The sequence below is a fragment of the Prevotella nigrescens genome, from assembly GCF_031191185.1.
GTDB lineage: Bacteria > Bacteroidota > Bacteroidia > Bacteroidales > Bacteroidaceae > Prevotella > Prevotella nigrescens.
The window spans coordinates 1394394-1421193 of sequence record NZ_CP133465.1 but is presented as its reverse complement, the minus strand read 5'-3'; the positions used below and the strand labels follow the sequence as shown (position 1 = coordinate 1421193).

Below are 26800 nucleotides of genomic sequence, written 5' to 3'. Positions count from 1 at the left end.
ATTTTAATTTTAAAAACAATACCTTAAACTTTTAAATACAATTATGACACATAAGATAAGTGCAGAACACCTCTCTATTGAAAGAATTGGTGAAATCATTGAAAACAACATTAAACTCGAACTTTCTGACGACGCACGCAACCGCATTGTTCGTTGCCGTGAATACTTGGACAAGAAGATAGAATCATCAGACAAGCCTATCTATGGCGTTACAACGGGCTTCGGTTCGTTGTGCAAAATCTCTATCGACAAGCAACAACTCTCTGACCTTCAGAAGAACCTTATGATGTCGCACGCCTGTGGTGTTGGCGACCGTGTGCCAAACGAAATCGTAAAGATTATGTTGCTGCTCAAGATTCAGTCGCTAAGCTACGGTTTTTCTGGCTGCCAATTGGCAACAGTAGAGCGTCTGATTGATTTCTTCAACAACGATATTTACCCTGTTGTTTATATGCAAGGCTCACTCGGTGCATCGGGCGACCTCGTTCCGTTGGCTCACCTATGCTTGCCACTCTTGGGTATTGGCAGTGTAGAAATGAACGGTGAGGTTGTTTCAGGCGAGGAAATGCTGAAGAAGATGAACTGGCAACCTATCCAGCTCGTTTCAAAAGAAGGTTTGGCATTGCTCAACGGTACACAGAACATGAACTCATTTGCTGTTTGGTGCTTGCTCCAAGCAGAACGACTGAGCGATTGGGCAGACAAGATTGGTACAATGTCGCTCGAAGCTTACGATGGTCGTATCGAACCATTCACACACGCCGTACATGCTGTTCGTCCTCACCAAGGACAAATTGAAACAGCTGCCCGCATTCGTGAGTTGCTCGAAGGCAGCGAACTCATCAAGCAGCCAAAGGTAAACGTGCAAGACCCTTACTCTTTCCGTTGTATGCCACAGGTTCACGGCGCATCAAAAGACACCATACGCTACGTGAAATCTGTAATCGACATTGAAGTAAACGCAGCTACCGACAACCCAACCGTTTGTCCAGACGAAGACCTCGTTATCTCTGCGGGCAACTTCCACGGCGAACCTATCGCGCAACCAATGGACTTCCTTGCCATTGCACTTTGCGAACTCAGCAACATTTCAGAGCGTCGTATCTACAAACTCGTATCTGGCACACGCGACCTTCCAAGTTTCTTGGTAGCTAAACCAGGCGTGAACAGTGGTTTCATGATTCCACAATACACTGCTGCTTCTATCGTTAGCCAGAGCAAGATGTACTGTACACCTGCTTCTGCCGATAGCATTCCTTCTTCACAAGGACAAGAAGACCACGTCAGCATGGGTGCGAACGCAGCTACAAAGCTCTATCAAGTAGTGCTGAATACAGAGCGTGTACTCGCTATCGAGCTTCTCAATGCGGCACAGGCACTCGAATTCCGTCGCCCATTGAAGTCTTCTCCTGCCATCGAAGCTATCTTCGAGGCTTATCGTAAGGTTGTGCCATTCGTTGAAAACGACCAATTCATGGCACCACACATTGCTAAGTCAGTAGATTTCCTCCGCAAATGAAACTCTTAGTAACAAATATCGGCATACTGGCAGGCATCGGACACGAAGGTAAACGATGCCTGCGAGGGGCTGAAATGTCCCAACTAGACACCATTGAAAATGCTTACCTTTATGTAGAAAACGGTCGCATCGTTTCTTACGGCCCACGCATTGACACGCCGCAAGTAGGACGCAGCACATTGGTTATAGATGCAGAAGGCGGAACCGTTATGCCTTCGTTCTGCGATTCCCACACACACGTTGTTTATGCTGGCAGCAGAGAAGGCGAATTTGTAGATAAAATCCGTGGCTTAAGCTATGCAGAAATTGCAAAGCGTGGTGGCGGTATCCTCAATTCTGCCGACCGCCTGCACGAACTTTCGGAAGAGGAACTCTACGAACAGGCAATGAAGCGAGTAGACGAAGTTATTCGCAAAGGTACGGGTGCGATGGAAATAAAGAGCGGCTACGGCTTGAATCTTGAAGACGAGCTGAAGATGCTGCGTGTTATTCGTCGCATAAAGGAGACTGCTCCTGTCAAGGTCGTTGCCAACTTCCTCGGTGCGCACGCTGTCGGTCGTGAATATGCCGGTCGCCAAGCCGAATATGTAGACCACATCATCAACGATATGTTGCCTGCCGTGGCAGAAGAAGGTCTTGCCGACTTCATAGACGTGTTCTGCGACGAAGGTTTCTTCACTCCAGACGAAACGCGACGCCTGCTCCAAGCGGGTGCAAAATATGGTCTACGCGGTAAAATTCACGGCGAAGAACTTGCTGTTTCAGGCGGTGTAGAAGTAGGTGTTGAATGCAACGCCCTCTCCGTAGACCACCTTGAAGCGATGGACGACCACGATATAGAACTGCTAAAAGACGCTGAAACTATGCCAACCGCTTTGCCCGGAACATCGTTCTTCCTGAATATGCCATTCGCACCAGGCAGAAAGATGATTGACGCAGGACTCCCAATGGCAATTGCTTCCGACTACAACCCAGGTTCTACACCATCGGGTGATATGAAGTTTGCCGTATCATTGGCGTGTATCAAGATGCGCCTGATGCCTGCCGAAGCCATCAATGCAGCAACCATCAACTCTGCTTACGCAATGGGACTGAGCGAAGAGTACGGCTCTATCACCGTGGGTAAGGTAGCCAACTTCTACATTACCGACCCTATTCCGTCAATCGACTTTATCCCTTACGCATACACCACACCTATTATTCGCCGAGTATTCCTCAATGGCGAAGAATATGCGCTATAAACATACACAAAATCCCACTGCCCGCACTTGCAGCAGTGGGATATTGTTTTCCCCTATCCTATCTTGGCAAACAAGAAAAGCACACCTTTTCAATAGCACTTTATTCTTGGGCTTTGCTATTACCAATCATAACCTTATGGTCTCGGCTGGGAAAAAGTCTTACCTGAAATCGGCAGATTGGAAGCCTAATGAACCTTTCCGGGTAAAAATGAGATAGATGGGTAGTATCAATAATGAACTAACTAAAACACAAAACCCTCACCAATAACTGGTGAGGGTTTTATATGATAAGGAAAATTAATTGTTAATAGAACCTCCTACAATATCAAGCAATTCAGAAGTAATTGCAGCTTGACGAGATTTATTATACTGTAATTTCAGACCACGAAGCAATTCATCTGCATTGTCGGTTGCTGATTGCATAGCTACCATCCGGGCTGCATGTTCTGATGCATTATTATCTAATAAGGCTGTGTATACCATTAAGTGGAGCAACTTTGGAATCAAAGAAGTTAAGACTGTTTTTAGGTCTGGTTCTACAATAAAATCATCGTTCAGTGGTCTTATTATTTCTTCTTTGTCTTCAGAGTGTGCATTCCGTCCATGCTTCTTTAGATATTCTTGTGCTTTCTTTGTTGCGATGTTCGAAGTTAAATCGCGTTCCTTATCGAGGCTCAACTCCGTCTCCAAATCTATTGGCAGGTAGGTCTTGCGTGTAAGAATCTGACTTCCTGCACTCTTAAAGTGGTGATAAATCATTTCCACTCTGTCAATATCATTGTCAAGCCACATCTTCTCAATCTCAACAGCAATGGCTCTACATTCTTCAGAATTAGGCTTCTCGGCAAGTTCTAAAAAGGTTCCTGCACTTTTAAGTCCCATCTTGGTAACCTTTTCTGCTACCTTGCGTCCAATTGGATAGATAATGATATTGTCTTTTGCTATACCCTTTGCCAGATAGTCGTTCACGGTGCTTTGGAGCATTTTAATAATATTCGTATTAAATCCGCCACACAGAGAACTGTTAGAAGAGAAAACAAGCAGAGCAATCCGCTTGATTTCTCGGTTCTCGCTAAATGGAGTGCTCGTGTCGGGCGTTGATACTAAAAACGCTTTCAAAATATGTTCGAGCAAACTTTCGTACGGAAGCATATTCTCTATTGCAACCTGGGCATGGTGAAGTTTGCTTGAAGCTACCATCTTCATAGCACTCGTAATTTTACGAGTGCTATTGACACTGGCAATTCGATTCTTTATTTCTTTTAAAGATGGCATTTACTTGATTCTATTTATATTGCGCAGTTATGTTACTCATTACTTCTTCGATGGTCTTGACATCATCATCGCGAAGTTCGCCAGAAGCAAGGTTGTCTATGATATCTTTATGCACATTACGCATATCTTCTAAGAATTGGTTCTGACATTCACAAACTTTCTCTACGGGAACAGCATGCAACAAACCATGGACACCGCAATAAAGAATTGCAATCTGTTCGCCGACTGGCATTGGTGAATATTGTGCTTGTATCAGTAATTGGTTGTTCTTTCGGCCTCTGTCCAAGGTCATAGCAGTAACCTTATCCATGTCTGAAGAGAACTTTGAGAATGCTTCCAACTCGCGGTACTGAGCCATATCAATCTTTAACGTTCCTGCAACTTTCTTCATACTTTTCACTTGTGCAGATCCACCTACACGAGAGACAGAAATACCAACATTAATAGCAGGGCGGAAACCTTGGTTGAACAAATCGGTCTCTAAATATATTTGTCCGTCAGTAATGGAAATTACATTAGTAGGTATGTAGGCTGAAACATCTCCTGCCTGTGTTTCTATAATTGGAAGAGCAGTTAGCGAACCTCCACCTTTAACTTTCCCTTTCATACATTCAGGAAGGTCGTTCATTTGCTCTGCAATTTCCTGTTGATTGTTAATTCGTGCAGCACGCTCTAACAGGCGAGAATGTAGATAGAAAACATCGCCTGGATAGGCCTCACGTCCAGAAGGACGTCGAAGAATCAACGAAACTTCGCGATAAGCAACTGCCTGCTTTGACAAGTCATCATAAACTACAAGTGCCGAGTATCCACGGTCGCGGAAATATTCGCCTATCGCAGCACCCGCAAAAGGAGCATAATACTGCATAGCAGCAGGATCGGCAGCCGTAGCACTTACAATAATTGTATAAGGCAAGGCACCATTGTCGCGTAATATTTGAACAAGATTTGCTACGGTAGAGGCCTTTTGACCAATCGCAACATAAATGCAATATACGGGATTTCCTTTTTCGTACGCTGATTTTTGATTTATAATCGTATCAACGGCAATAGCAGTTTTTCCTGTCTGACGATCACCGATAATGAGCTCACGCTGACCGCGTCCAATAGGAATCATCGAATCGACAGCTTTCAAACCTGTCTGTAGTGGCTCTTTTACTGGTTGACGATATATAACACCAGGTGCTTTACGATCTAATGGCATTTCAAATGCTTCTGACAGATCAATATCGCCTTTACCATCGATAGCTTGACCAAGAGGATTTACAACACGTCCTAAAAAATTATCATTAACACGAATAGAGGCTATGCGATGCGTACGCTTAACCGTTTGCCCTTCTTTAATATCTGTAGTTGCGCCAAGGAGAATACAGCCGACATTATCCTCTTCTAAGTTCATGACAATGGCCATTGTGCCATCTTCAAACTCTAAAAGTTCATTTGCCTCAGCGTTACGAAGACCATAAATACGAGCAACACCATCGCTGACAGTCAGCACTGTACCAACCTCATCAAACTTCTCTTCTGCATTAACGCTCTGGAGTGCCTTCAAAAGGACATCAGACACTTCACTTGGTTTTATCTTATTCGACATATTTTATTTCTATTTCTTTAATTGTGTGAGGACTGAATTTAATTTTGTCTTCACGCTTGCATCCATTCTATATGTATCGTATTCAAGAATGAAGCCACCAATTATATCAGGTTCTATTGTTGCATTGAATTCTACGTTTCCACCTACGTTTGAACGTACCAATTTTTTCATTTTCTCTTCAATGATAGGGGAAACTGGAACTGCAGTTATAAGTTTTCCCTGAATAATATTCTTCTGTTTCCTATATAGCGTCATATAAGAGCTTGCGATGAATTGTAAAATTCCTTCGCGTTTCTCTTTTAAAACAAGAACAAAAAAGGTCTTTAAGAGAGCACTAACATCGTTGCCACTTGCAATCTCTAATAACTCTTGCTTCTTTTCTTTAGACAGCATTGGGTTATCCATTGTAAAGTGTAATTGTGGAAATTCAGTATAGCTACTGAATAACTTTTGCATCTCCTCATAAACTTTATCTTCTTGCTGAGCCATTGTAGCCCCTTTTAGAAGCGCACGTGCATAGCGAACAGAGATTGTCCCAATATCCATAGTTCTAATCGTTTAGTTACTGGGAAGAAACATTATCCAGCAATTTCTCTATCAACTCCATCTGTTTCTTTTCGTCAGAAAGTTGTTCTCGAAGAATTTTCTCTGCAACTTTAACACTAAGTTCTGCTACTTGTCCACGAATATCGTTAAAAGCATTTTGCTTCTCATTAGCAATTTCTAATCTCGCCTCTGCAATGATACGTGTACTCTCTTCATTCGCTTTATCTTGTGCTTTCCCGACTATAATATCACGTGTAGCAGTCGCTTCTCTTAATAGAAGCGCTTGCTTTTCACGTGCTTGTTGTATGACGGATTCACCTTCTTTTTGAATATTAGATAACTTTTCATTGGCTACATGTGCCCTACGAAGACTTTCATCAATATATTCCTTACGTTCGTTTACCATATTGATAATAACAGGGAAACCAAACTTTATAACAATAAATGCTACAACAAGGAAGACGAGAGTCAACCAGAAAAGTAGTCCACTATTGGGAACTAATAAATCCATACGCTGGTTTTATTCTTTCTAAACTTAATCAGATATTACGTGGATTACACGTATTATCCATAATTACATTACGATTGCAAGGATTGATACAATTACGGCCAAGAAGGCTACACCTTCTATCAGAGCTGCGGCAATAATCATAGAAGAACGGAGATCACCTATTTTCTCTGGCTGACGTGCCATGGCATCCATTGCTTGACCGCCAATACGTCCAATTCCTAAACCAGTTCCGATAGCAACTAAACCTGCACCAATGGCAGCTCCTAATTTTGCGATAGCAACATCTGCTAATAATAATGATAACATAATCTTTAATTTTTAATTTATTATTAATTTTATTTGTATTCTATTTTTATTTATATTATATCCTTTTTATTAAGCTTTATGCTCTTTTACATGTGCCTGTGAAATGAATACGGCACTCAACATAGTGAACACTAATGCCTGAATATAACTAACAAGAATCTCAAGCAACATCATAAATATACTTAGAAGTACACCAATGATCGACATACTAGTTCCTGCACTCCAATTTACTAAGGCATTATTGGAAATACTAAACATTATAAATATGATGGCACAAAAACATAGTGCTATTGCGTGTCCTGCAAACATATTGGCAAAAAGTCGGACAATTAAGGCTAGAGGTTTTGTGAATATACCAAAGAGCTCAATAATTGGCATTAATGGTATTGGGAATTTCATCCAAGTAGGAACATCCGGCCAAAATATTTCCTTCCAATATTCTTTTGTTCCTGTGAAGTTAGTGATAAGAAAAGTGCATGTTCCCAAGAAGAATGTACAAGTTATATTACCTGTTAAATTGCCTCCTCCTGGGGGGAATGGGACTAATCCCATAAGATTTGCAAAGAAGATAAAGAAGAAACATGTAAGTAGCCAAGGAGCATACTTTGGCGTGTCATCACCTAAACAAGGCTTTATAACTTCGTCGTAGATATTCATAATGAACATATGCATTAAACCAATAAACCCTCTTGGAGCAGGGTCGTCTATCTTATGCTTACGACACCAATATGCTGGTATTAATATTACAAGAAGAAGCAATATTCCATCTATAAAGACAGTGCAAACTACTTTCGTTATAGAAATATCAACAGGACGTATTTCTTTGCCTCCTATCTTCTCTACAATTAGATTAGGATTCGCCTTATCATTTCCATTTTTGATAACAAGGTTATAAGGACCTGGCCTATCTCCATTGGCATCTCTTTCTTCTGAGAACATACTACTGCTAAAGATATGCCACCCTGTAGATGATTTAACTATTATAGGGAGGTGGATTACTAATGGGTGAAAATTGCCTTCAGAGCCTAAGTCTGTGATATGCCATTCGTAAGAGTCCTTTATGTGTCCCCACAATATCTCTTTCACATCTACATTTTCTTTCTTCGACATATCTCGTGCAAATGTCAATATAGGTGCAGTAAATAAGAATAACAAGAGAAGTACTCGCTTAGTAAATTTCATATTGTCTTATTATTTGTTTTATTATTTTTTTCAATGCAAAAGAAATATACACAATCCAAAAACATTGTCGATATATAGTAAGATGAGAACACGATCACAAACGTAAGAACCTTTTCATTATTTCCACGAAAGATAAGTATTCCGATAAAAGCTACGATGACTGCAAGAAACATTCTCAACATAGACCCTATGAGATAGAATTTTCCTAAGACCATTGGAGAATTAGTTGCAAAATATTTCCATGCTTTACCGTATATCTTGTTTGTTATTATGAAGAATATTGAGCTAATTATCAATGGGGTTATCATATTCGATTGCAACAAGACCTGAGCCATTGTTAAACCTATCAAAGTAAATACTACTATAAGCCAAAGATTTATTTTATTATAATTCTTTTCGATTTTAGCAATATTCATAGAACCAAATATGTTTAAGGAGATATGTCAATATCATCGATTAAAAGTTATAACTCAACGCAAAGATTAACTTCATTCCTCTTAACCTCTACAAAGCCACCAGTTATTGTAATCAACTTCTTCTCAGAACCAATGGTGTAAATGACACGCCCTTCTAATAATGTTGAAATAATAGGAGCGTGATTTGTAAGGATTTCGAATTCTCCCATTTCACCCGGAACCAAGACATTCTCTACCTCTCCTCTAAAAAGGATTCTTTCGGGCGATATAATCGTTAAAAATAACATTGTAGCCTATTTCTGTCCGTTATATTAATTAGTCTTAGCTGCTTCAAGAAGTTTTTTAGCCTTTTCTTTTGCATCTTCGATAGTTCCGACATTAAGGAAAGCTTGTTCAGGTAGATCATCAACTTCTCCATTCAAGATAGCGTTGAATCCTTTGATAGTTTCCTCAATTGGTACCATCACACCAGGTATCCCAGTAAACTGTTCTGCAACAGTAAATGGTTGAGATAAGAAACGTTGTACACGACGTGCTCTGTTTACAACCAATCTATCTTCGTCAGATAATTCGTCCATACCCAAGATAGCAATGATATCTTGTAGCTCGTTATAATGCTGCAATAGTTGTTTTACGCGCTGTGCACATTCATAATGTTCTTTGCCAACGACTAATGGATCAAGAATACGTGATGTACTTCCTAAAGGATCTACAGCAGGATAAATACCCAACTCGGTAATTTTACGGCTCAGTTCGGTAGTTGCATCCAAGTGTGTGAATGTTGTTGCAGGAGCAGGGTCAGTCAAGTCATCTGCAGGTACATATACAGCCTGTACAGATGTAATAGAACCTTTTTTAGTAGAAGTAATACGTTCCTGCATTGTTCCCATTTCGCTGGCAAGTGTCGGCTGATATCCAACAGCAGAAGGCATACGTCCTAAAAGTGCAGAAACTTCAGATCCTGCCTGTGTAAAACGGAAGATATTATCTATAAAGAACATTATATCCGCAGCCTCGCCATCTTTACCTCCATGATCACGGAATTCTTCTGCTACAGTAAGACCAGAAAGAGCAACTGATGCACGTGCACCAGGGGGTTCATTCATTTGACCGTACACAAGTGTAGCTTGTGACTTCTTTAATTCTTCTTTATCGATAAGTGAGAGATCCCATTTTCCCTCGTCCATAGCCTTTCGGAACTTCTCACCATAACGAATAACGCCCGACTCAAGCATATCCCGAATTAGGTCGTTTCCTTCACGAGTTCGTTCACCTACACCAGCAAATACTGAATATCCGTTATGTCCTTTTGCTATATTATTGATAAGTTCCATAATAAGTACAGTCTTACCAACACCAGCGCCACCAAACAATCCAATCTTACCACCTTTCATATATGGCTCAAGTAGATCGATAACTTTGATTCCTGTCGCCAACATTTCTTTTTGTGTAGACAAATCATCAAATTTAGGTGGTTCACGATGAATAGGATAAGCACCTTTCATATTAAGGGAATCCATTCCATCAATGGGTTTACCTATAACGTTCATCATTCGACCCTTAATTTGTTCACCCGCTGGCATAACAATAGGACTTCCTGTTGGAATAACTTCTAAATCGCGTTGTAGTCCTTCGGTATTATCCATTGCTACACATCGTACAGTGTCTTCACCGATGTGTTGGTGCACCTCTATTATTAAGTCGTCTTCATTATCAGGTCTCTTTACGCGAAGAGCATCATAGATTCGTGGAAGAACTTTTTCCGGATCTTCTCCTTTTACATCAAAGTAAACGTCTATAACTGGCCCAATAATTTGAGAAATGCGTCCATTAATCTGTGACATATGTTTATTTTTATTTATTGTTTAATCTAACTACATTTATTATATACTGAGTACATCTAAAACCTTAATTAATTTCTTATCAAAAGGTTTATCAGATCGAATTGCTTCGGAAAGAGGGATATAAACAACAGAGTCGTTGTGAATTCCTATCATGATATTTCGTTGTCCTTGCATAATAGCTTCTATGGCACCATAACCTGTCCGGCTTGCTAAAATTCTATCTCTTGCAGAAGGTCGTCCACCTCTTTGCAAATGTCCGAGTATTGAAACCCTTACATCGAAGCCTGGAAATTCCTTTTTTACACGATTAGCATAATACATTGCACCGCACTTTGGACTTTCTGAGACTATGACAATACAACTCCGCTTTGATTTTCGAATACCACGTTCCATAAATTGAGATAATTGATCTACATCGGTTGAGTCTTCTGGGATAATTGCAGCCTCGGCACCACTTGCTATCGCAGAGTTTTGTGCAAGAAAACCTGCATCGCGCCCCATAACTTCTACGAAAAAGATACGTTCGTGGCTTTCAGCCGTATCGCGTATCCTGTCTACACATTCTATAATGGTATTCAATGTAGTATCATAACCGATTGTACTGTCAGTTCCGTAGAGGTCATTGTCTATTGTCCCTGGTAGACCTATACAACAAAAATCGTATTCTTGTGCAAAAAGCATAGCCCCTGTCAAAGAGCCATTACCTCCAATTACGACAAGCGCATCTATTCCCTCTTTTACAATATTCTCATAGGCTTTCTTCCTTCCTTCCTTGGTCATAAAAGCCTTAGAACGGGCAGTTTTCAAAATTGTTCCACCTTCACAAATAATACCACTGACATTTTCTGTTGTAAATGTTTGTATTTCTCCTGCAAGCAACCCATCATATCCTCGATAAATTCCTTTGATGGAAAAGCCATAATAAATTCCAGCACGTGTAACGGCTCTGACAGCAGCATTCATACCTGGGGCATCGCCACCCGAGGTCAAAATACCTATTGTTTTAACGTTTGCCATACCTTTATTTCTGCCTTGTATAAATCGTAGTATTCAAATTTGGCACAAAGTTAATAAAACTTTTCATAATACCAAGAACTTCCCGACTTATTTTTGTAAACTATTGAATTTCTTTTCCTCAAACATTTAGATATAGCCTCACCACAATAAACGTCTGTTCTATACCCCACCCATTCACCATATCATATAGAGTATAACATTTCTTTTTTCACTTCTAAGTATTGGGGCGATAAGTTGTTTGTAAGATGTATTTCGAACTACTGTGTAAATAACCCTACCACCACGTCCAAGCATATCTAATACAGGAACTTTATCTACAAAAAATCTGCCTTGGCATTTCTTTGCTTTTATTCCAATAACGGTTCTTGTCCCTTCCGCCAACAAACAGTTCATTTTGTGAAAGTCTCATGTATGCGCTGCGTCAGGAACCAAGCTGTCGCTTATTGGTATTTTAGCGATTTTCAATTATATAAGGATTTTTTAAGAAATCTATGTAGGCATCATAACCCGCCATGCTTTTCAAGAAGAAGGCAAAATCTACTCGCCTAAAATAAAAATCCATCAAAGTTTATTTTTTAGGAATCTGCCCATAAAATGCAAATGCTAAAACATTATTCAAAAGAAATTGTAGATAAATTTTGCTATTCTTCTTTTGTGCGGAGAATTATACTTGTTGCTCCAATAGTAAAAAGAGTTCCGTTTGAAATCTTCCGCCGTTCGTTATCTTCTAAAATTTCATTATCAACAAATGTCCCTGTATACGAAGGACCGTCTTTTAACTCATACTCTAACACTCCTTTCTTATTTCTTGTTACATTAATGCAGCAATGCGTCATATCGATACTTGGATCATCGGTTTCAATTGGGCAATTAATAGGATTTCCTTTCATATAACGCCCGATAATATTCTTTCCCAACTGTAATGGCAATATTTGTTTGTAATGAAAGACATTTTCAATAACATACAAAGAACCATATTCGTAAGAATTGCTATTAATCTCTTCGGAGGGTTCATCAAGGGCTTGAGTATTTTTATTTGAAGAAGCTCCGTATTTAATTCCAAACTGTTTTCTGCAGGCAGGACAACAGAAAGAGAGTCTTTGTCCTACTGTATATTTTGTCTCGTCAAAGATTATGAAGTTCTTGCATTTTGGACAACGTATTTTTTTCATATTTCGTTTTCTATTTTTAAAATCCAGGCTTGTCCAAAATTTCTATTTCCTCTAAGATTTGCCAGTTTGTCTGCTGCTAATTGAGCACTTTTATATCGCCCATATATAACTTTTAGGCCTCCTGAACCTTTATAAATGTGTGCCTCTTTAAAGCCATCATGGCGGAGTTTCTTCATAAAAGCATTTGCATTGCTTTCTGTTACATGGCTTGCAAGAACCAGACTCCAATAAAATTGTGGAGCCAGGGCAGAAGTCTTGTTTTTTACAGGTTTATTGGAAACATGAATATTTTGTCGGTTCTTATTTAAGCCGTTTGGATTAAAAATGTTGCACAATATGCCACTTTTAATCTCTTGCGGCACAATCTTAGAATGTTTTTCTGCTGTAAATCCAACAATAAAAACAAACGAAATTAAGAATGCGGCAACCGCAACATCTTTTATCAGTTTGATGCTGACATTTAATTTCTTTTCGCCGTCATTGTCTGTGTCGATATAGAAAGTATGTGGTTTCTTTCCTAACTTGTCTACTGGATTATTCTTGGGTAAAGCATCTGCTAAGTCATTGAACTTTCTTAATTCGAAACAACTAAGTGCATAATATTTAGGTGTCAATAAGCCTCCTTCGTCAGGTTCGAATGCTATTTTATCAACCCCTTCGCGTTTAAGAGTTCCAAGTCCGCCTATTTCAAAATATCCAACTTCTGCTAAATTGTCAAGTATATGATTTACTTCTAATTCAATTTCCCGAACTGCTTCCGGATAACTTAAATCGTAGGTTTCGATATATGATTGTGCCAGCAGGGAGTCGTTCATTTTTAACACAGGATTGAATCCGACGATACGACAAGGCGGAAGATAGAGATTCTCAGTTTCATCATAGGAAGCCTCGCTGTAATAGGCAACAAAGCCACCAAGTCCAGGAACAATGATACAATCATTCTCCAATAATAATATTTCGATATGTCGGTCAATTCTTAGCATTGTTTGCAAATTTACGGATTTTCCCTTTAAGCACCAAAATCTAAATACGATAAAAAACTTATTACCATTTCGGATAATAAGTTTTTATGTGTGGATTTCTCCGATTACCTTATTCTATCGGCAGCACGAACAAGCGCCTCGTCTGCTTTAATAGCCCGTCTTGCCAATATTAACAGAACAATAGAGATACAAGGTAAAAACGAAGTAAAATCAATATGGTATTTAAGGTCGCCTAATATAATTTGACTGATTAGCAAATATGCAAGGAACCATAGAACTATAAGCAATATAATAAAAACACAGAACGCTGCCTGTCGCTTTCTTTTCTTATAATCTATAATTGTAAATAAATGCAAGGGAAGCGTTGCGAGCAAGATTGCAAACAATGGCCACACCTTAAAATCTTTCACTCCATTTGCACTTACTATCCATAGATTTGTCATTTTATTTGCTGGGAGCATTCCATTAGCGTCTATAGAGCCTATGGGCATACAAAGACAAATAATGAGTATAACAAATGACAAGAAAAGAAAGATAGTCTGTTTTCTCTGTATCATGCTTGAAATTCTTCGCCTTCTATATTATCTTTTGAAGGATCACGCCAATAAATATTACCCTCCAAAAATTCTTGAGTTGCTAACAATGTAGGTTTAGGAAGCTTCTCATAATACCGACTAATTTCTATCTGCTCACGATTCTCAAAGACTTCTTCTAAAGAATCGCTATAAGAAGCAAATTCCGCAAGTTTCTTACTAAGATCTTGCTTAATCTCAACTGAGATTTGATTAGCACGTTTGGCTATGATTGCAACACTTTCATATATGTTATCAGTCTCTGCCCAAAGTTCAACCACATCACGAGTAATGGTATTTACTGGTGCCTTAGATTTCTTGTAATCCATTTACTTATTACTTATGTTTATTTTTTATGCTTATTAATTCTTTATTGTGCTTTCGCAATGAATTCTTTACATTTTTCAATGTATTTCTCGGCTGTACCACGTTCTTTCGAATCGGGATATTCATTTATAAATCCGTAACATTCGTCTTCTGCATCTTGATAGCGTTGCAACTTCTTCTCTTCAACGCTCATTTGTGCTAACTCATATTTACTTTTCATAATAAGTGTAGCAAAATTTTCACGTAATGCAGAATATGGATAATCATTTAATGCATTTTGAGCAGTAATGATACAAGCTTCATAATTGTTACCACCATCATTTCCACAATTGCCAAAGTATGAACCCAGATTATAATATAACTTTGCATTTAAGTATTCTTTACGAATCAGTTTATCTTGCAAAGTAAATAATCGTTGCTGGGCAGTTCCCTTCATTTTACCATTGGGATATAAATCTAAGTAATCTTGGAAAGCAGCAATCGCTGCTACCGTTGGGGTTTGATCTAAACGAGCTTCCGGAGTGCCTTCAAATAAGCTTTGCCCAATATAAAACGAAGCCATTTCAGCATAATATCCTCGTGGATATGTTTGATAATATTTCTTAAATGCTTCTGATGCAGCTTCATAATCATGTAGTCCATATTCTGCCATGGCTAACATATAAAGACATTCTTGTGCATTATCCGTACCTTTTTGAATGGTTACCAAATCTTGCAACAATGGTACTGCAGAACTATATTTCCCGCGTACAAAGCATTCTTTTGCATACTCATATTTATATGAGTAATCCGTACTTTTATACACTTGATTATATTCCTGTGCACAACTCACAAGGAGGAGTGTCAGAATAAAACTAATGAGAATATTCTTCTTCATAAATAAATTTTGAATTGCAAAGTTACATATAATTTCATAATAAACAAAGACGATATTACTTTTTTAGCAAAAAAATACTTTTAATTATTGATAGTCTATTGTTTTTTATTAACTTTGTATTTACTAATGGACTTTAAACTAACATCAAAATACAAACCTACTGGTGATCAACCAGAGGCTATAAAAGAATTAACGGAAGGACTAAAACGCGGCGATAAAAGTCAAGTCTTATTGGGGGTAACTGGTTCTGGAAAAACTTTCACCATGGCAAATGTTATTGCGAATGTGAACAAGCCCACCCTTATTTTATCGCACAACAAGACTCTGGCTGCCCAACTCTTTGAGGAAATGAAGGATTTCTTTCCTCAAAATGCAGTTGAGTATTATGTTTCATACTACGATTATTATCAGCCAGAAGCTTATATGCCTTCTACAGATACATATATAGAAAAGGACTTAGCCATCAATGATGAAATTGACAAACTTCGTCTTTCTGCAGTTTCGGCATTGTTATCAGGCAGAAAAGATGTAATTGTAGTGTCTTCGGTTTCTTGTATCTATGGCATGGGAGGTCCCGTTGCTATGCGTAATAATGTTATAAAGATAAAAAAGGGAGAATTTCTCGACCGTAACATTTTCTTGCGCCGTTTGGTAGATGCCCTGTATGTTAGGAATGATATTGATTTACAGCGAGGAAATTTCCGAGTAAAAGGCGATACAGTTGATATAGCAATGGCTTATAGCGACAATATATTAAGGGTTACCTGGTGGGACGATGAAATAGACGCAATAGAAGAAGTAGATTCTATTTCTTATCACCGTTTGGGAACTTTCGATGAGTATGAGATTTATCCAGCCAACCTTTTTGTAACTTCAAAAGAACAAACAGAAATTGCTATTAGACAAATACAAGATGATTTAGTAAAGCAAATTGATTTCTTTAATGAATCTGGCGATAGTATTAAGGCTCAACGTATTAAAGAGCGTGTAGAATATGACATTGAAATGATGAAAGAATTAGGCCATTGTTCGGGAATTGAAAATTATTCTCGTTATTTTGATGGCAGAGAAGCTGGACAACGTCCTTATTGTTTGCTGGACTTCTTCCCTAAAGATAATCTTATTATCATTGATGAAAGCCATGTCAGTGTTCCTCAAATATCTGCAATGTATGGTGGCGATAGAGCACGGAAAAGAAACTTGGTAGAATTTGGTTTTCGTTTACCTGCAGCATTTGATAACCGTCCGTTGAAGTTCGAAGAATTTCACAATCTTATTCACCAAGTAATTTACGTATCAGCTACTCCTGCCAATTTCGAACTAAAAGAATCTGAGGGTGTTATTGTTGAGCAAGTCATTCGCCCGACAGGATTGCTCGATCCAGAAATAGAAGTTCGTCCATCAACAAATCAAATTGATGATTTAATGGAGGAAATTTTGAAAAGAGCAGAAAAACATGAACGTATTCTTGTTACGACTCTTACAAAAAGAATGGCAGAAGAATTAACCGAGTATTTATTAAATCATGATATAAAGGCGGCATATATTCACAGTAACGTTGTAAACTTAGATAGAATAAAGATTATAAACGATTTACGTAGTGGAGTTTATGATGTTTTAGTTGGAGTAAATCTTTTGCGCGAAGGTTTGGACCTACCAGAAGTTTCATTAGTGGCTATTCTTGATGCTGACAAAGAAGGATTTCTTCGTAGTCATAGAAGTCTTACGCAAACAGCAGGTAGAGCTGCCCGAAATGTAAATGGAAAAGTTATTATGTATGCAGATAGTATAACGGAAAGTATGCAGAAGACTATTGATGAAACTCTACGAAGACGTGAGAAACAATTAGAATATAATGCACAACATCATATTACTCCTACGCAAATTAAACGTTCAATAAAGGAGATTTTGCCAACAAAGAATATTTCGATGGGTACAAATATTGCGAACGAAAAAATGAAGCTGCAAAAATACGATATTCCATCAGAAGAATTACCTATGGTGGCAGATCCTATCATAATGAAAATGACAAAGGTGCAGCTCGAAAAGAGTATTCAGAACACAACAGCTTTAATGAAAGAAGCTGCAAAGAATCTTGATTTCTTGCAAGCTGCACAATATCGCGATGAAATATTACGCTTACAAGCAGAATTGGAACAAAAATAAGTTTTAGGAAAGAATATGCGCAACTTCCATCTCTATCCAAACTTTTAATTTTTCACTTGATGCGTTGCTTCTCTCCTAAAGTTTAAAGAACTTTTTAATTAAAATGCAAGAAAATTGTAATTATAAAATTTTATTTTGTAATTACAATTTTTTATTTTCTTATTATAAATCTTGGACGAGTTATTTTCGAAGACAAATTGTTCTCATATATGTATATATTACCGAGGTTAAGTATCATGTTTTTCAATGGCACTTCCCCTCCTATGGAATTAACAACTAAACAAAAATTTCATAATTCTAGGCGTAATGGACATTTGGTAGGCTGAAACCTCTCAAATGTCCTTTATTTATTACCTTTGCAGCATTTGAAAGCTTATGAATAAAAAACTGTATATTCTGTAACAGTTCAAATGTTAAAAAGAATGGTCATCGGCGTAATGTCCAAATGTACTTTTGCAGGGATTGTGGCAGGCAATTTCAAAGTGGTCAGCGTATAGACAATGTGTGTTTATGGAGTGACTATCTGACCGAGAAGCGAACTATTTCTGAGCTTTCCACTCTTCACAAATGCTCAGAAAGAACCATACGCCGTAGGCTAAGTTCAGTGGCAGACAGCTTCACTCCCATCTATCCTGAATCTGCAACAATAATACTGGACACGACCTACTTCCCCAAGACCTTTGGTGTGATGCTCTTTCAAGATGCCGCATCAGGCAGGATACTTCATCGTAGGTTTGTCAGGAACGAGACCAACAAGGAATACCTTGAGGGACTCAGATGCATTAAGGAGGGTGGAACTCGGATAAAGGCAGTGGTGTGTGATGGACATGTCGGGCTTTTACAAGCTGTAACATCCTGCCCTGTGCAGATGTGTCAATTCCACCAGTTGCAGATAGTCAGAAGGCTTCTTACCAACAATCCGCATTTGCCAGCAGGCATCGAGCTGCTGGCATTAATGAGAAGCATGTTCTCTATTGGGAAAGAAGAATTCACATCAGGCTTTGATAAATGGTGTGACGAATGGAAAGAGTTCCTTGATGAACGAACTCTACTAATCTCAGGCAAGACAACCTATACACATAGAAGGCTGAGAAGTGCAAGGCGTTCGGTAAAGACACACCTTAAATGGCTCTATACGTATGAAGAATATCCTGAATTAGAGATACCCAATACAACAAATCTATTGGAAGGATTCAACTCACAACTTAAAAAGGCACTGCGTAATCATAATGGAATGAAGGAGGTTAATAAAAAGAAGTTCATAGATGGGTTCCTGAATATAAAAAAGTAGGCTGGAATTACCAGCCTACCAAATGTCCATTACTAAAATACGAGAGGTTTTCAGCCTACCAAATGTCCATTACGCCTAATTCTATAAATTCAGAATACTAACTAAAATTACAAACGAACGTTAAATGTCTTATAAGTAAGCATCAATCAAGTATTTTTTTATAACTTTGCTGTACAAATTATTTGTTATAACTAATTAAATAGGATTCTTTTAAACAAATGTTCTTTACATTTATCACTTCTTTCTCTAATTTATGTGAGACTGAAGCTAATAATAATGGAACTATATATAAAGAAATATTATGACAGAAGAAAACGAAAGCAATTTGGTGCGTCCGTCTCATCGTAGACGTCCACTAAGAGAAAATAAAAACAAAGTTTCAGCACTGCGTCAATGGCTTAATATCATCTTTATGGTAGGTGCTGTTATTGGCGTTATATTCTATTTTGCTTTAACAGACCAGACTATTGGAATTATCATAATTTTGTCTTCAATGGTTTTTAAGTTCGCTGAAGCAGTACTTCGACTGTTTAATCAATGAAACGATATACCTTCCTGCTTATTACTCTCTTTATAATGTCATTAGCTTCCTATTCTCAAGATTATAATGACACATCAGACAACGGGACGTTTACAACAGACAATCTCAAACGTGATAAGAAATTTGGTGTCTCCGACTCTATACAAAGCCAACATAAGGAAATACCCCGTGGATTAAAAGTATGGACTATTGATGAACGCTTTGGAGATAGACAAATAGCTCAACCAGATACCTTGTCGGAAATGTTTATGAACTCTTTCTTTACCACAGGACTAAGAGGGGAATATAACTCATTAGGGAATTTAGGTTCTCCGCGGTTGAATCGCATATTTATAGAAAGAGTTACACCACCAGAGTTTATCTTTTTAGCACCGTATGACAAGTTTATCGTGCCGCCTTCAAAGTTTCTTTTTACTTCTACTCTCTCGCCAATTACCAATCTTTCTTATAGTACGGCAGGAAACCGTACTAATGGAGAAGATCAATTCAAAGCCTTGTTTGCTGTAAATGCAGGTAAAGAGTGGGGCTTTGGCTTTAAGTTCGATTATCTTTATGGGCGTGGTTATTATAGTAATCAGAGTACTTCACTCATTAATTACACATTATGGGGCTCTTTTTCTGGCGAAAAGTATCAGGCAAACCTTCTTCTATCCCTAAATCATCAAAAGGTTTCAGAGAATGGAGGCATAACTAACGATGCATATATTACCCATCCTGACATGTTTAATGAGTCGTTTGAAACAAATGAAATTCCAACAGTCCTATCAAAGAACTGGAATAGAAACGACAACGAACACATCTTCTTTAATCATCGTTATAGTTTGGGATTCTACAGAAAAGTTCCAATGACGAAGGAAGAAATAAAAGCTAAAGAGTTTGCCATTAAATCGAAGAAAGCACAAGAAGTTAATGATGCGCGAAAGAAAGCCATAAAAGAGGCTAAACAAAATGGTGAGACCTTTAATGAAGAAGAATTTAATGCGCGTATAAAGGATAAGGAAAAATCTAATAATACTGCAAGTCATACTGTGTTGAACGATACTGTTAATAAGAGAAAACAACCGAAAGGTCTTAGCTTTGATGACTTGCAACAAAAAGATGTAGCCAGGAATGATTCGACAAATAAATGGCTGAAAAATGAGTATGTGCCTGTAACAAGTTTTGTTCATACAGTGCGTTTCGATAATTTTAGAAGAATTTATCAAGCCTACGAGACACCAAATTCCTACTATGCAAACAATTATTATTACAATACAGTAACTGCAAACGATTCTATTTATGACCAGACAAAACATTGGTCGTTCCATAACACTTTTGCAATAGCATTGTTAGAAGGGTTTAATAAATGGGCCAAAGCTGGATTAAAAGCATTCATTTCACACGAATTACGTCACTACGAATTGCCTATACTACAAACTGCAACTATACCTTCATCAACCAATCCCTTGTTTGGAGGGTATGAAAAAATAAACAAAAATGATATTTCTGTTGGTGGACAGTTGCTAAAGACTAACGGAAAAACATTACATTATAACATAAATGCAGAAGCATGGATAGCAGGCGACAGAGCAGGACAACTCAAAATAGATGGCAATGCAGACCTTAATTTCCCACTTTTGGGCGATACTGTGCAATTTGCAGCTACAGCTTTCTTTCATAGAACAGCTCCAACATTCTATATGAATATGTTTCATTCGCGGCATTTTTGGTGGGACAATAATCTTGACCAGCAAATCCATTCTCGTTTGTTAGGTGCATTTACATTGAAAAAGTCTAAAACTCATCTGCGTGTTGGATACGACATGCTAAAGGACTATACTTATTTTGGCCTGCAAAACGATCGTGTAGCAAGTGGCAATAATTATCTTGTAAAAAACAACCAAGTAAACGTCAGGCAACATAGTGGTGCAATTAGTTTGCTCACGCTTCAGTTGCAACAGGACTTTAAGTTTGGAATTATAAATTGGCAGAACTTAATTACCTACCAGAAGTCCAGCAACGATGCCGTTCTTCCTGTTCCTGCACTTAATGCGTACAGTAACCTCTTTATTCGATTTAAGATTGCAAGGGTATTAAATTGTGACCTTGGTATTGATGTAAGATACTTTACAAAATATTATGCACCCGAATATATTCCAGGAATCGGTTCGTTTGGAATACAAGAGACGCAAGACAGCAGAACAAAGATAGGTAATTATCCTATTTTAAATGCATACGCCAACTTTAAGTTGCAGCATACACGTTTCTTCATAATGATGTCGCATGTTAATAGCGGAGATGGGGGCGACTATTTCTTTACTCCTCACTATCCACTCAATCAGAGAATTTTACGTTTTGGAATAAGTTGGGACTTCTTTAATTAATCAACTAAACAAATGTCGGAAACACAAGATTTACTATCAAGATTGGAGACAAATGTTAAGGTGAACTCGTTAAACGCTTGGATTCTTGCAGCGCGCCCTAAAACACTTACGGGGGCAAGTGTACCTATAATGATAGGTATTGCTTTTGCTTTTATTGATATAGGTTGGATTCATTTCCAAGTCGTTCCTGCTATTTTATGTATCTTCTTTGCTTTCATTATGCAGATAAATGCCAACTTTGTGAACGATTATTTCGACTGTCTGAAAGGAAACGACAATAGCGAAATACGACTTGGTCCTAAACGTGCCTGCAGCGAAGGCTGGATAACACTACATGCAATGCGAAAAGGACTTATTGTTACGACTATGTTGGCTTGCATTGTTGGGTTTCCACTTATATATTATGGTGGCTGGGAAATGATTATCATCGGACTGCTTTGTGCTGCATTTTGCTTTCTTTACACCATAAAGCTGTCTTATTTAGGCTTAGGCGACTTGCTTGTACTTGTATTTTTTGGTATTGTGCCAGTTTGTCTTACCTATTACGTGATATTGCCTAAAGGTACGCAGACCGTTACTTGGCAGGTATTTACAGCTTCTATTGCCTGCGGTTTAATCATAGACACCTTACTCGTTGTGAACAATTATCGCGACCGTGACAACGATAAGCAAGCCAACAAATACACACTTATTGTGCGCATTGGCGAGAAGAAAGCCGAACAACTGTATCTTTGGTTAGGCATACTGGGTGTATGGCTTATGGCGATAGTCTTCTTTTTTGCCAGCAACGCAATGAACATACTTAGCATTTTCTTGCTATTTTTCTATCTTTTACTCCACACAAGGACATGGAAAGAAATGAAAAGAATAAAGTATGGCAAAGAGTTGAACAAGGTTTTGGGACTGACAGCCCGCAATATGTTCGTTTACGGACTCTTGACAACAATAGGAATACTTCTGACAAAGTGATTAAAAACGATGGACAACAGAGTTGATTTAGACCTTATGGAATTTGTTGAACAACAAATTTTGCCACGATACAACGCCTTCGGAAAATCGCATGGACTTGGGCATGTGCAACGAGTAATCAAGAATGCGCTTACTCTTGTCCCGGCTACTGGTGCCAATCCTAATATGGTGTATGTTTCGGCTGCCTATCACGACTTGGGAATGGAGGGACCTCGTGCAATTCATCACATAACAAGTGGCAAGATTTTAGCAGCTGATGCACGATTAAAGAAGTGGTTTTCGCCAGAACAAATACGCATCATGAAAGAAGCTGTAGAAGACCATCGTGCCAGCAGCTCGCGTGTTCCGCGCAGCATTTACGGAAAGATTGTTGCAGAAGCCGACCGCGAACTTGATTCCAATATTGTTTTCTCGCGTGCAGTTTTATACGGATTAGAAAACTATCCAGAGAAAAATAAAGATGAGCAATGGAAACGCTTCTATAACCACATCAACGAAAAATATGGTAGAAAAGGTTACATACGCCTTTGGATTCCCAACTCACCCAATGCAAAGAAATTGGAATTCATACGTGAACTAATAGACCAACAAGTAGATTTGAGAAAGGTTTTCGATAAATTATATAACGAGATATTCAGACCTACTAAACGAGAATAAGAGAGAAAGTAATTTAAACTATTTTGATTTGTAAAGACAAAGAAACTATGACAAAAGAAGAATTAATGCGCAGAGCCATTGAACTATCAGAAAACAGTGTACGAAATGGTGGTGGTCCGTTTGGAGCTGTAATTGCGAAAGACGGCGAAATAATTGCAGAGGGGAGCAATAAAGTTACTATTAACAACGACCCTACTGCCCATGCAGAGGTTTGTGCGATACGTAATGCATGCAAGATACTGAATACATTCGAACTTGCAAATTGTGTGATATATACCTCGTGTGAACCTTGTCCAATGTGTCTTGGAGCAATTTACTGGGCACGCCTTAGTAAGATTTTCTATGCAAACGACCGTAAAGATGCCGCTGAAATTGGTTTCGACGACGATTTTATCTATGAAGAAATAGCCATAGAACCACAATATCGCAAGAAGCCTTCCGAGATTTTGCTCCGCAACGAAGCCATCAACGCTTTCAGAATGTGGACATTAAAAGATGATAAAACTAAATATTAATGACTGGCAAAATGATTACTGCATACTGATAAAGTGATTACTGACTAATGTTCGAGAAATACAGTCATATAGCTTATTTAATATCAGGAATTTTCCTGATAAATGGTGCAGTGTAGCTTTCAGATGCTTTTGCTACTTCTGCCGGAGTTCCTGTTGCAACAATCTGTCCTCCTCCACGTCCTCCGTCGGGTCCCATGTCAATAATGTAATCTGCCTGCTTTATTACATCAAGATTATGCTCAATAATTATAACAGTATTACCCCTGTCAACCAGCTTCTGCAATACGCCCATGAGCACCCTGATGTCTTCGAAATGCAATCCGGTAGTAGGCTCGTCGAGAATATATAGTGTTTTTCTGGTATCGCGTTTAGACAGTTCGGTTGCAAGCTTTACACGTTGGCTTTCACCTCCCGAAAGGGTTGTAGAGCTTTGTCCCAACTTAATGTAACCTAAGCCGACATCTTGCAAGGCTTTTATCTTGGGAAGAATAAGCGGAACATTCTCGAAGAACTCTACAGCGGTATTCACTGTCATGTCAAGAACATCTGCGATTGACTTTCCTTTAAAACGGACTTCGAGAGTCTCTCGGTTATAACGTTTCCCATGGCACACCTCGCATGGAACCAATACATCTGGCAAGAAGTTCATTTCTATTGTGCGATAACCATTACCGCCACAACTTTCGCAACGTCCACCTTTTACATTAAACGAGAAACGTCCAGGTTTATAACCACGTATTTGGGCTTCGGGAAGATTAACAAATAAATTGCGAATTTCTGAAAACACACCAGTATAAGTAGCTGGGTTACTGCGCGGAGTGCGCCCAATAGGGCTTTGGTCTACATTCACAACCTTGTCTACATTGTCTATTCCTTCTATCTTGGCATACGCCATGGGAGCTTTCAATGAACGATAGAAATGCTGCGATAGTATTGGTTGCAATGTCTCGTTGATTAACGTACTCTTTCCAGAGCCAGACACACCCGTAACAACTATAAGTTTACCAAGTGGGAACTCGGCATCTACATTCTTTAAGTTATTCCCCTTACAACCATACAACCGTAACGACTTGCCATTTCCTTTGCGATGTTCCTTTGGAATTGGAATTACTCGTTCGCCATTAAGATATTGAGCAGTAAGTGTGTGCGTGCCGAGCATTTGCTTATATGTCCCCTGATAGACAACTTCTCCCCCATTCTTCCCAGCCTTTGGTCCGATGTCTATTATCCAATCGGCTGCACGCATCATTTCTTCGTCGTGTTCCACAACTATTACAGTGTTTCCGAGATTACGCAAGTCGCACAACGATTTTATTAAACGGTCGTTATCACGCTGATGTAACCCGATAGAAGGCTCGTCGAGAATATAAAGAACATTTACGAGCTGGGAGCCAATCTGTGTAGCCAATCTTATACGTTGGCTTTCTCCTCCCGAAAGAGTTGCACTTTGTCTATCTAAAGATAGATAGTTAAGGCCAACATTGAGCAAGAAATCTATACGCTTGCGAATTTCTTTTAGTATTTCTTTTGCTACAAGTTGTTGTTTTTCGTTAAGATGTTGTTCCACTTTCTCAACCCATATCTTTAGGTCAGCGATATCCATTGCAGAAAGTTCCGCAATATTTTTATTCCATATTCTATACGAACGAGCTTCACGATTAAGGCGTTGTCCTTTACATTCAGGGCATTCTCGTTCGGCGATAAATTGGTCAGCCCATTTCTTTCCTGCAGCAGTTTCATCGTTTTCCATTACCGAACGTAAATATTTTATAACACCATCGAAAGAAGAAAAATAGTCGGAATTGGTATGAACAAGCTCTTTTGAAATGCGAACCTTCTCTAAGGAACCATAAAGAATCTCTTCAAGAATATCCTTAGGAATATCCTTTATTGGTGTTTTCAAGGTGCAATCATATTTTTCTAAAATAGCAGCTATCTGCCAGAATATCATTTGATTTTTATATTTCCCTAAAGGAACGATAGCACCTCCATAAATACTTTGACTGTCGTCAGGAATAACTTTTCCTAAATCAATCTCACTTATCTTCCCTAATCCTTTACAATGCGGGCAGGCTCCCTCTGGAGAATTAAAGGAAAATATATTAGGGGCAGGCTCTTTATAAGCTATTCCTGTAATTGGATCCATCAAGCGTTTGGAGAGATATTTCGTTATACCGCTTTCCTTCTCCATAATCATAATAAGAGAGTCGCCTTGTTTCATGGCAACTGAGACTGTTTTGGACAAACGTTCTTTAAGCGTTTCATCAGTCGCAGCCCCTAATTTTAGTCTATCAATTACAACTTCGATGTTATGATTCTTGTATCTGTCCACCTTCATTCCGCGTGTAATTTCCAATATTTCTCCATCAACACGAATATAAAGATACCCCTTACGTCGCATTTGCTCAAACAGTTCGCGATAATGTCCTTTACGATTTCTAACCAATGGAGCAAGTACGTAGATGCTTTTATTGGAATAGTTATGAAGGATCATATCAACAACACGCTCTTCAGTATACTTTACCATTGGCTCATTGCTCATATATGAATAGGCTATTCCTGCACGGGCATATAGCAAACGAAGATAATCATATATCTCTGTTGTAGTACCAACTGTTGAACGCGGATTTTTATTTGTAGTTTTTTGCTCAATAGAAATAACTGGCGATAATCCAGTAATTTTGTCTACATCTGGGCGCTCCATATTGCCCAGAAAGTTTCGAGCATAAGCAGAGAAAGTCTCAATATAGCGTCTTTGTCCTTCGGCAAATATAGTATCAAAGGCTAAAGAACTTTTGCCTGAACCTGATAATCCTGTAAAAACAATCAATGCATTGTGAGGCATTGATACGTCTATATCTTTTAAATTATGTACACGTGCCCCAAATACCTCTATCTTATCGTTTACCATTAGTC

General features: G+C 38.6%; 24 protein-coding genes. 9 read left to right on the top strand and 15 right to left on the bottom strand.

Features of this window, described 5'->3' with window-relative positions:
• The first annotated feature begins 43 nt into the window (after positions 1-43).
• Together hutH and hutI are read left to right on the top strand one after the other, a co-directional pair.
• Positions 44-1519 (top strand): histidine ammonia-lyase, encoded by a 1476-nt coding sequence (hutH, locus tag RDV52_RS08275; RefSeq protein WP_004366117.1) that lies wholly within the window; start codon positions 44-46, stop codon positions 1517-1519.
• The gene (hutI, locus tag RDV52_RS08270) at positions 1516-2760 is read left to right on the top strand and encodes an imidazolonepropionase (protein ID WP_004366119.1); all 1245 of its coding nucleotides are present in this window, start codon (positions 1516-1518) and stop codon (positions 2758-2760) included. The genes hutH and hutI overlap by 4 nt, the downstream gene beginning before the upstream one ends.
• Before the next feature lie 297 nt (positions 2761-3057).
• Here hutI and RDV52_RS08265 read toward each other — a convergent pair whose 3' ends face one another.
• The 14 genes from RDV52_RS08265 to RDV52_RS08200 all read right to left on the bottom strand — a co-directional run bounded on the left by RDV52_RS08265 (position 3058) and on the right by RDV52_RS08200 (position 15382).
• A complete protein-coding gene (locus RDV52_RS08265; protein WP_004362177.1) occupies positions 3058-4035 on the bottom strand; it encodes a F0F1 ATP synthase subunit gamma in 978 nt (325 codons plus the stop codon).
• Positions 4036-4045: 10 nt separating this feature from the next.
• Positions 4046-5629, bottom strand: a complete 1584-nt coding sequence (atpA, locus tag RDV52_RS08260; protein ID WP_004366121.1) for a F0F1 ATP synthase subunit alpha — start codon at positions 5627-5629, stop codon at positions 4046-4048.
• Positions 5630-5638: 9 nt separating this feature from the next.
• Positions 5639-6175 (bottom strand): F0F1 ATP synthase subunit delta, encoded by a 537-nt coding sequence (locus tag RDV52_RS08255; protein WP_004366122.1) that lies wholly within the window; start codon positions 6173-6175, stop codon positions 5639-5641.
• Between the two features lie 16 nt (positions 6176-6191).
• A complete protein-coding gene (atpF, locus tag RDV52_RS08250; protein WP_004362171.1) occupies positions 6192-6686 on the bottom strand; it encodes a F0F1 ATP synthase subunit B in 495 nt (164 codons plus the stop codon).
• 63 nt (positions 6687-6749) lie between these two features.
• Entirely contained in the window at positions 6750-6992 is a 243-nt protein-coding gene (atpE, locus tag RDV52_RS08245; protein WP_004362169.1) for an ATP synthase F0 subunit C, read from the bottom strand.
• Positions 6993-7061: 69 nt separating this feature from the next.
• A complete protein-coding gene (atpB, locus tag RDV52_RS08240) occupies positions 7062-8174 on the bottom strand; it encodes a F0F1 ATP synthase subunit A (RefSeq protein WP_004366123.1) in 1113 nt (370 codons plus the stop codon).
• 463 nt (positions 8175-8637) lie between these two features.
• Positions 8638-8877 (bottom strand): F0F1 ATP synthase subunit epsilon, encoded by a 240-nt coding sequence (locus RDV52_RS08235; RefSeq protein WP_004366124.1) that lies wholly within the window; start codon positions 8875-8877, stop codon positions 8638-8640.
• A 24-nt stretch (positions 8878-8901) separates the two neighbouring features.
• A complete protein-coding gene (gene atpD, locus RDV52_RS08230) occupies positions 8902-10434 on the bottom strand; it encodes a F0F1 ATP synthase subunit beta (RefSeq protein ID WP_004362162.1) in 1533 nt (510 codons plus the stop codon).
• A 39-nt stretch (positions 10435-10473) separates the two neighbouring features.
• Positions 10474-11451, bottom strand: coding sequence for a 6-phosphofructokinase (gene pfkA, locus RDV52_RS08225; RefSeq protein ID WP_004362160.1), 978 nt, complete (start codon positions 11449-11451; stop codon positions 10474-10476).
• A gap of 641 nt (positions 11452-12092) precedes the next feature.
• The gene (locus RDV52_RS08220) at positions 12093-12623 is read right to left on the bottom strand and encodes an FHA domain-containing protein (protein ID WP_004362158.1); all 531 of its coding nucleotides are present in this window, start codon (positions 12621-12623) and stop codon (positions 12093-12095) included.
• Complete coding sequence (locus RDV52_RS08215) at positions 12620-13606, bottom strand: HU domain-containing protein (protein ID WP_004366126.1); 987 nt, start codon at positions 13604-13606, stop codon at positions 12620-12622. Before RDV52_RS08215 ends, RDV52_RS08220 begins: the two co-directional genes overlap by 4 nt.
• Positions 13607-13710: 104 nt before the next feature.
• Positions 13711-14163 carry a DUF4293 domain-containing protein gene (locus tag RDV52_RS08210; RefSeq protein ID WP_004366127.1) on the bottom strand — a complete coding sequence of 151 codons (453 nt, stop codon included), beginning with the start codon at positions 14161-14163 and terminating at the stop codon, positions 13711-13713.
• Complete coding sequence (locus tag RDV52_RS08205; RefSeq protein ID WP_004362153.1) at positions 14160-14507, bottom strand: DNA-directed RNA polymerase subunit omega; 348 nt, start codon at positions 14505-14507, stop codon at positions 14160-14162. Before RDV52_RS08205 ends, RDV52_RS08210 begins: the two co-directional genes overlap by 4 nt.
• Positions 14508-14548: 41 nt before the next feature.
• A complete protein-coding gene (locus tag RDV52_RS08200) occupies positions 14549-15382 on the bottom strand; it encodes an outer membrane protein assembly factor BamD (RefSeq protein ID WP_004362151.1) in 834 nt (277 codons plus the stop codon).
• A gap of 126 nt (positions 15383-15508) precedes the next feature.
• Here RDV52_RS08200 and uvrB point away from each other — a divergent pair, with 126 nt between their 5' ends.
• The 7 genes from uvrB to RDV52_RS08165 all read left to right on the top strand — a co-directional run bounded on the left by uvrB (position 15509) and on the right by RDV52_RS08165 (position 23884).
• Positions 15509-17548: an excinuclease ABC subunit UvrB gene (uvrB, locus tag RDV52_RS08195; RefSeq protein ID WP_004366128.1), complete on the top strand. Its 2040-nt coding sequence runs from the start codon at positions 15509-15511 to the stop codon at positions 17546-17548.
• Positions 17549-17939: 391 nt separating this feature from the next.
• On the top strand, positions 17940-18839 hold the full coding sequence (locus RDV52_RS08190) for an IS256 family transposase, variant Zn-binding type (protein ID WP_458693518.1): 900 nt from the start codon (positions 17940-17942) through the stop codon (positions 18837-18839).
• A gap of 301 nt (positions 18840-19140) precedes the next feature.
• Positions 19141-19380, top strand: a complete 240-nt coding sequence (locus RDV52_RS08185; RefSeq protein WP_004366129.1) for a hypothetical protein — start codon at positions 19141-19143, stop codon at positions 19378-19380.
• Complete coding sequence (locus RDV52_RS08180; protein ID WP_004366130.1) at positions 19377-21743, top strand: putative porin; 2367 nt, start codon at positions 19377-19379, stop codon at positions 21741-21743. The genes RDV52_RS08185 and RDV52_RS08180 overlap by 4 nt, the downstream gene beginning before the upstream one ends.
• A gap of 12 nt (positions 21744-21755) precedes the next feature.
• Entirely contained in the window at positions 21756-22712 is a 957-nt protein-coding gene (menA, locus tag RDV52_RS08175) for a 1,4-dihydroxy-2-naphthoate octaprenyltransferase (RefSeq protein WP_004366131.1), read from the top strand.
• 9 nt (positions 22713-22721) lie between these two features.
• On the top strand, positions 22722-23369 hold the full coding sequence (locus tag RDV52_RS08170; RefSeq protein WP_004366132.1) for an HD domain-containing protein: 648 nt from the start codon (positions 22722-22724) through the stop codon (positions 23367-23369).
• A 47-nt stretch (positions 23370-23416) separates the two neighbouring features.
• Positions 23417-23884, top strand: a complete 468-nt coding sequence (locus RDV52_RS08165; RefSeq protein ID WP_004364389.1) for a nucleoside deaminase — start codon at positions 23417-23419, stop codon at positions 23882-23884.
• 73 nt (positions 23885-23957) lie between these two features.
• Here the strand turns inward: RDV52_RS08165 and uvrA are convergent, their stop codons facing one another.
• On the bottom strand, positions 23958-26795 hold the full coding sequence (gene uvrA / locus RDV52_RS08160) for an excinuclease ABC subunit UvrA (protein ID WP_004366133.1): 2838 nt from the start codon (positions 26793-26795) through the stop codon (positions 23958-23960).
• Positions 26796-26800: the final 5 nt, after the last annotated feature.

Coding starts and splice junctions, on each gene's coding strand:
- uvrA (WP_004366133.1), bottom strand. CDS start 26,795: ATGGTAAACGATAAGATAGAGGTATTTGGGGCACGTGTACATAATTTA.
- atpB (WP_004366123.1), bottom strand. CDS start 8,174: ATGAAATTTACTAAGCGAGTACTTCTCTTGTTATTCTTATTTACTGCA.
- hutH (WP_004366117.1), top strand. CDS start 44: ATGACACATAAGATAAGTGCAGAACACCTCTCTATTGAAAGAATTGGT.
- menA (WP_004366131.1), top strand. CDS start 21,756: ATGTCGGAAACACAAGATTTACTATCAAGATTGGAGACAAATGTTAAG.
- RDV52_RS08210 (WP_004366127.1), bottom strand. CDS start 14,163: ATGATACAGAGAAAACAGACTATCTTTCTTTTCTTGTCATTTGTTATA.
- RDV52_RS08220 (WP_004362158.1), bottom strand. CDS start 12,623: ATGAAAAAAATACGTTGTCCAAAATGCAAGAACTTCATAATCTTTGAC.
- RDV52_RS08170 (WP_004366132.1), top strand. CDS start 22,722: ATGGACAACAGAGTTGATTTAGACCTTATGGAATTTGTTGAACAACAA.
- RDV52_RS08255 (WP_004366122.1), bottom strand. CDS start 6,175: ATGGATATTGGGACAATCTCTGTTCGCTATGCACGTGCGCTTCTAAAA.
- RDV52_RS08165 (WP_004364389.1), top strand. CDS start 23,417: ATGACAAAAGAAGAATTAATGCGCAGAGCCATTGAACTATCAGAAAAC.
- pfkA (WP_004362160.1), bottom strand. CDS start 11,451: ATGGCAAACGTTAAAACAATAGGTATTTTGACCTCGGGTGGCGATGCC.
- RDV52_RS08235 (WP_004366124.1), bottom strand. CDS start 8,877: ATGTTATTTTTAACGATTATATCGCCCGAAAGAATCCTTTTTAGAGGA.
- atpA (WP_004366121.1), bottom strand. CDS start 5,629: ATGTCGAATAAGATAAAACCAAGTGAAGTGTCTGATGTCCTTTTGAAG.
- uvrB (WP_004366128.1), top strand. CDS start 15,509: ATGGACTTTAAACTAACATCAAAATACAAACCTACTGGTGATCAACCA.
- atpD (WP_004362162.1), bottom strand. CDS start 10,434: ATGTCACAGATTAATGGACGCATTTCTCAAATTATTGGGCCAGTTATA.
- RDV52_RS08215 (WP_004366126.1), bottom strand. CDS start 13,606: ATGCTAAGAATTGACCGACATATCGAAATATTATTATTGGAGAATGAT.
- RDV52_RS08265 (WP_004362177.1), bottom strand. CDS start 4,035: ATGCCATCTTTAAAAGAAATAAAGAATCGAATTGCCAGTGTCAATAGC.
- RDV52_RS08200 (WP_004362151.1), bottom strand. CDS start 15,382: ATGAAGAAGAATATTCTCATTAGTTTTATTCTGACACTCCTCCTTGTG.
- atpE (WP_004362169.1), bottom strand. CDS start 6,992: ATGTTATCATTATTATTAGCAGATGTTGCTATCGCAAAATTAGGAGCT.
- RDV52_RS08205 (WP_004362153.1), bottom strand. CDS start 14,507: ATGGATTACAAGAAATCTAAGGCACCAGTAAATACCATTACTCGTGAT.
- RDV52_RS08185 (WP_004366129.1), top strand. CDS start 19,141: ATGACAGAAGAAAACGAAAGCAATTTGGTGCGTCCGTCTCATCGTAGA.
- atpF (WP_004362171.1), bottom strand. CDS start 6,686: ATGGATTTATTAGTTCCCAATAGTGGACTACTTTTCTGGTTGACTCTC.
- RDV52_RS08180 (WP_004366130.1), top strand. CDS start 19,377: ATGAAACGATATACCTTCCTGCTTATTACTCTCTTTATAATGTCATTA.
- hutI (WP_004366119.1), top strand. CDS start 1,516: ATGAAACTCTTAGTAACAAATATCGGCATACTGGCAGGCATCGGACAC.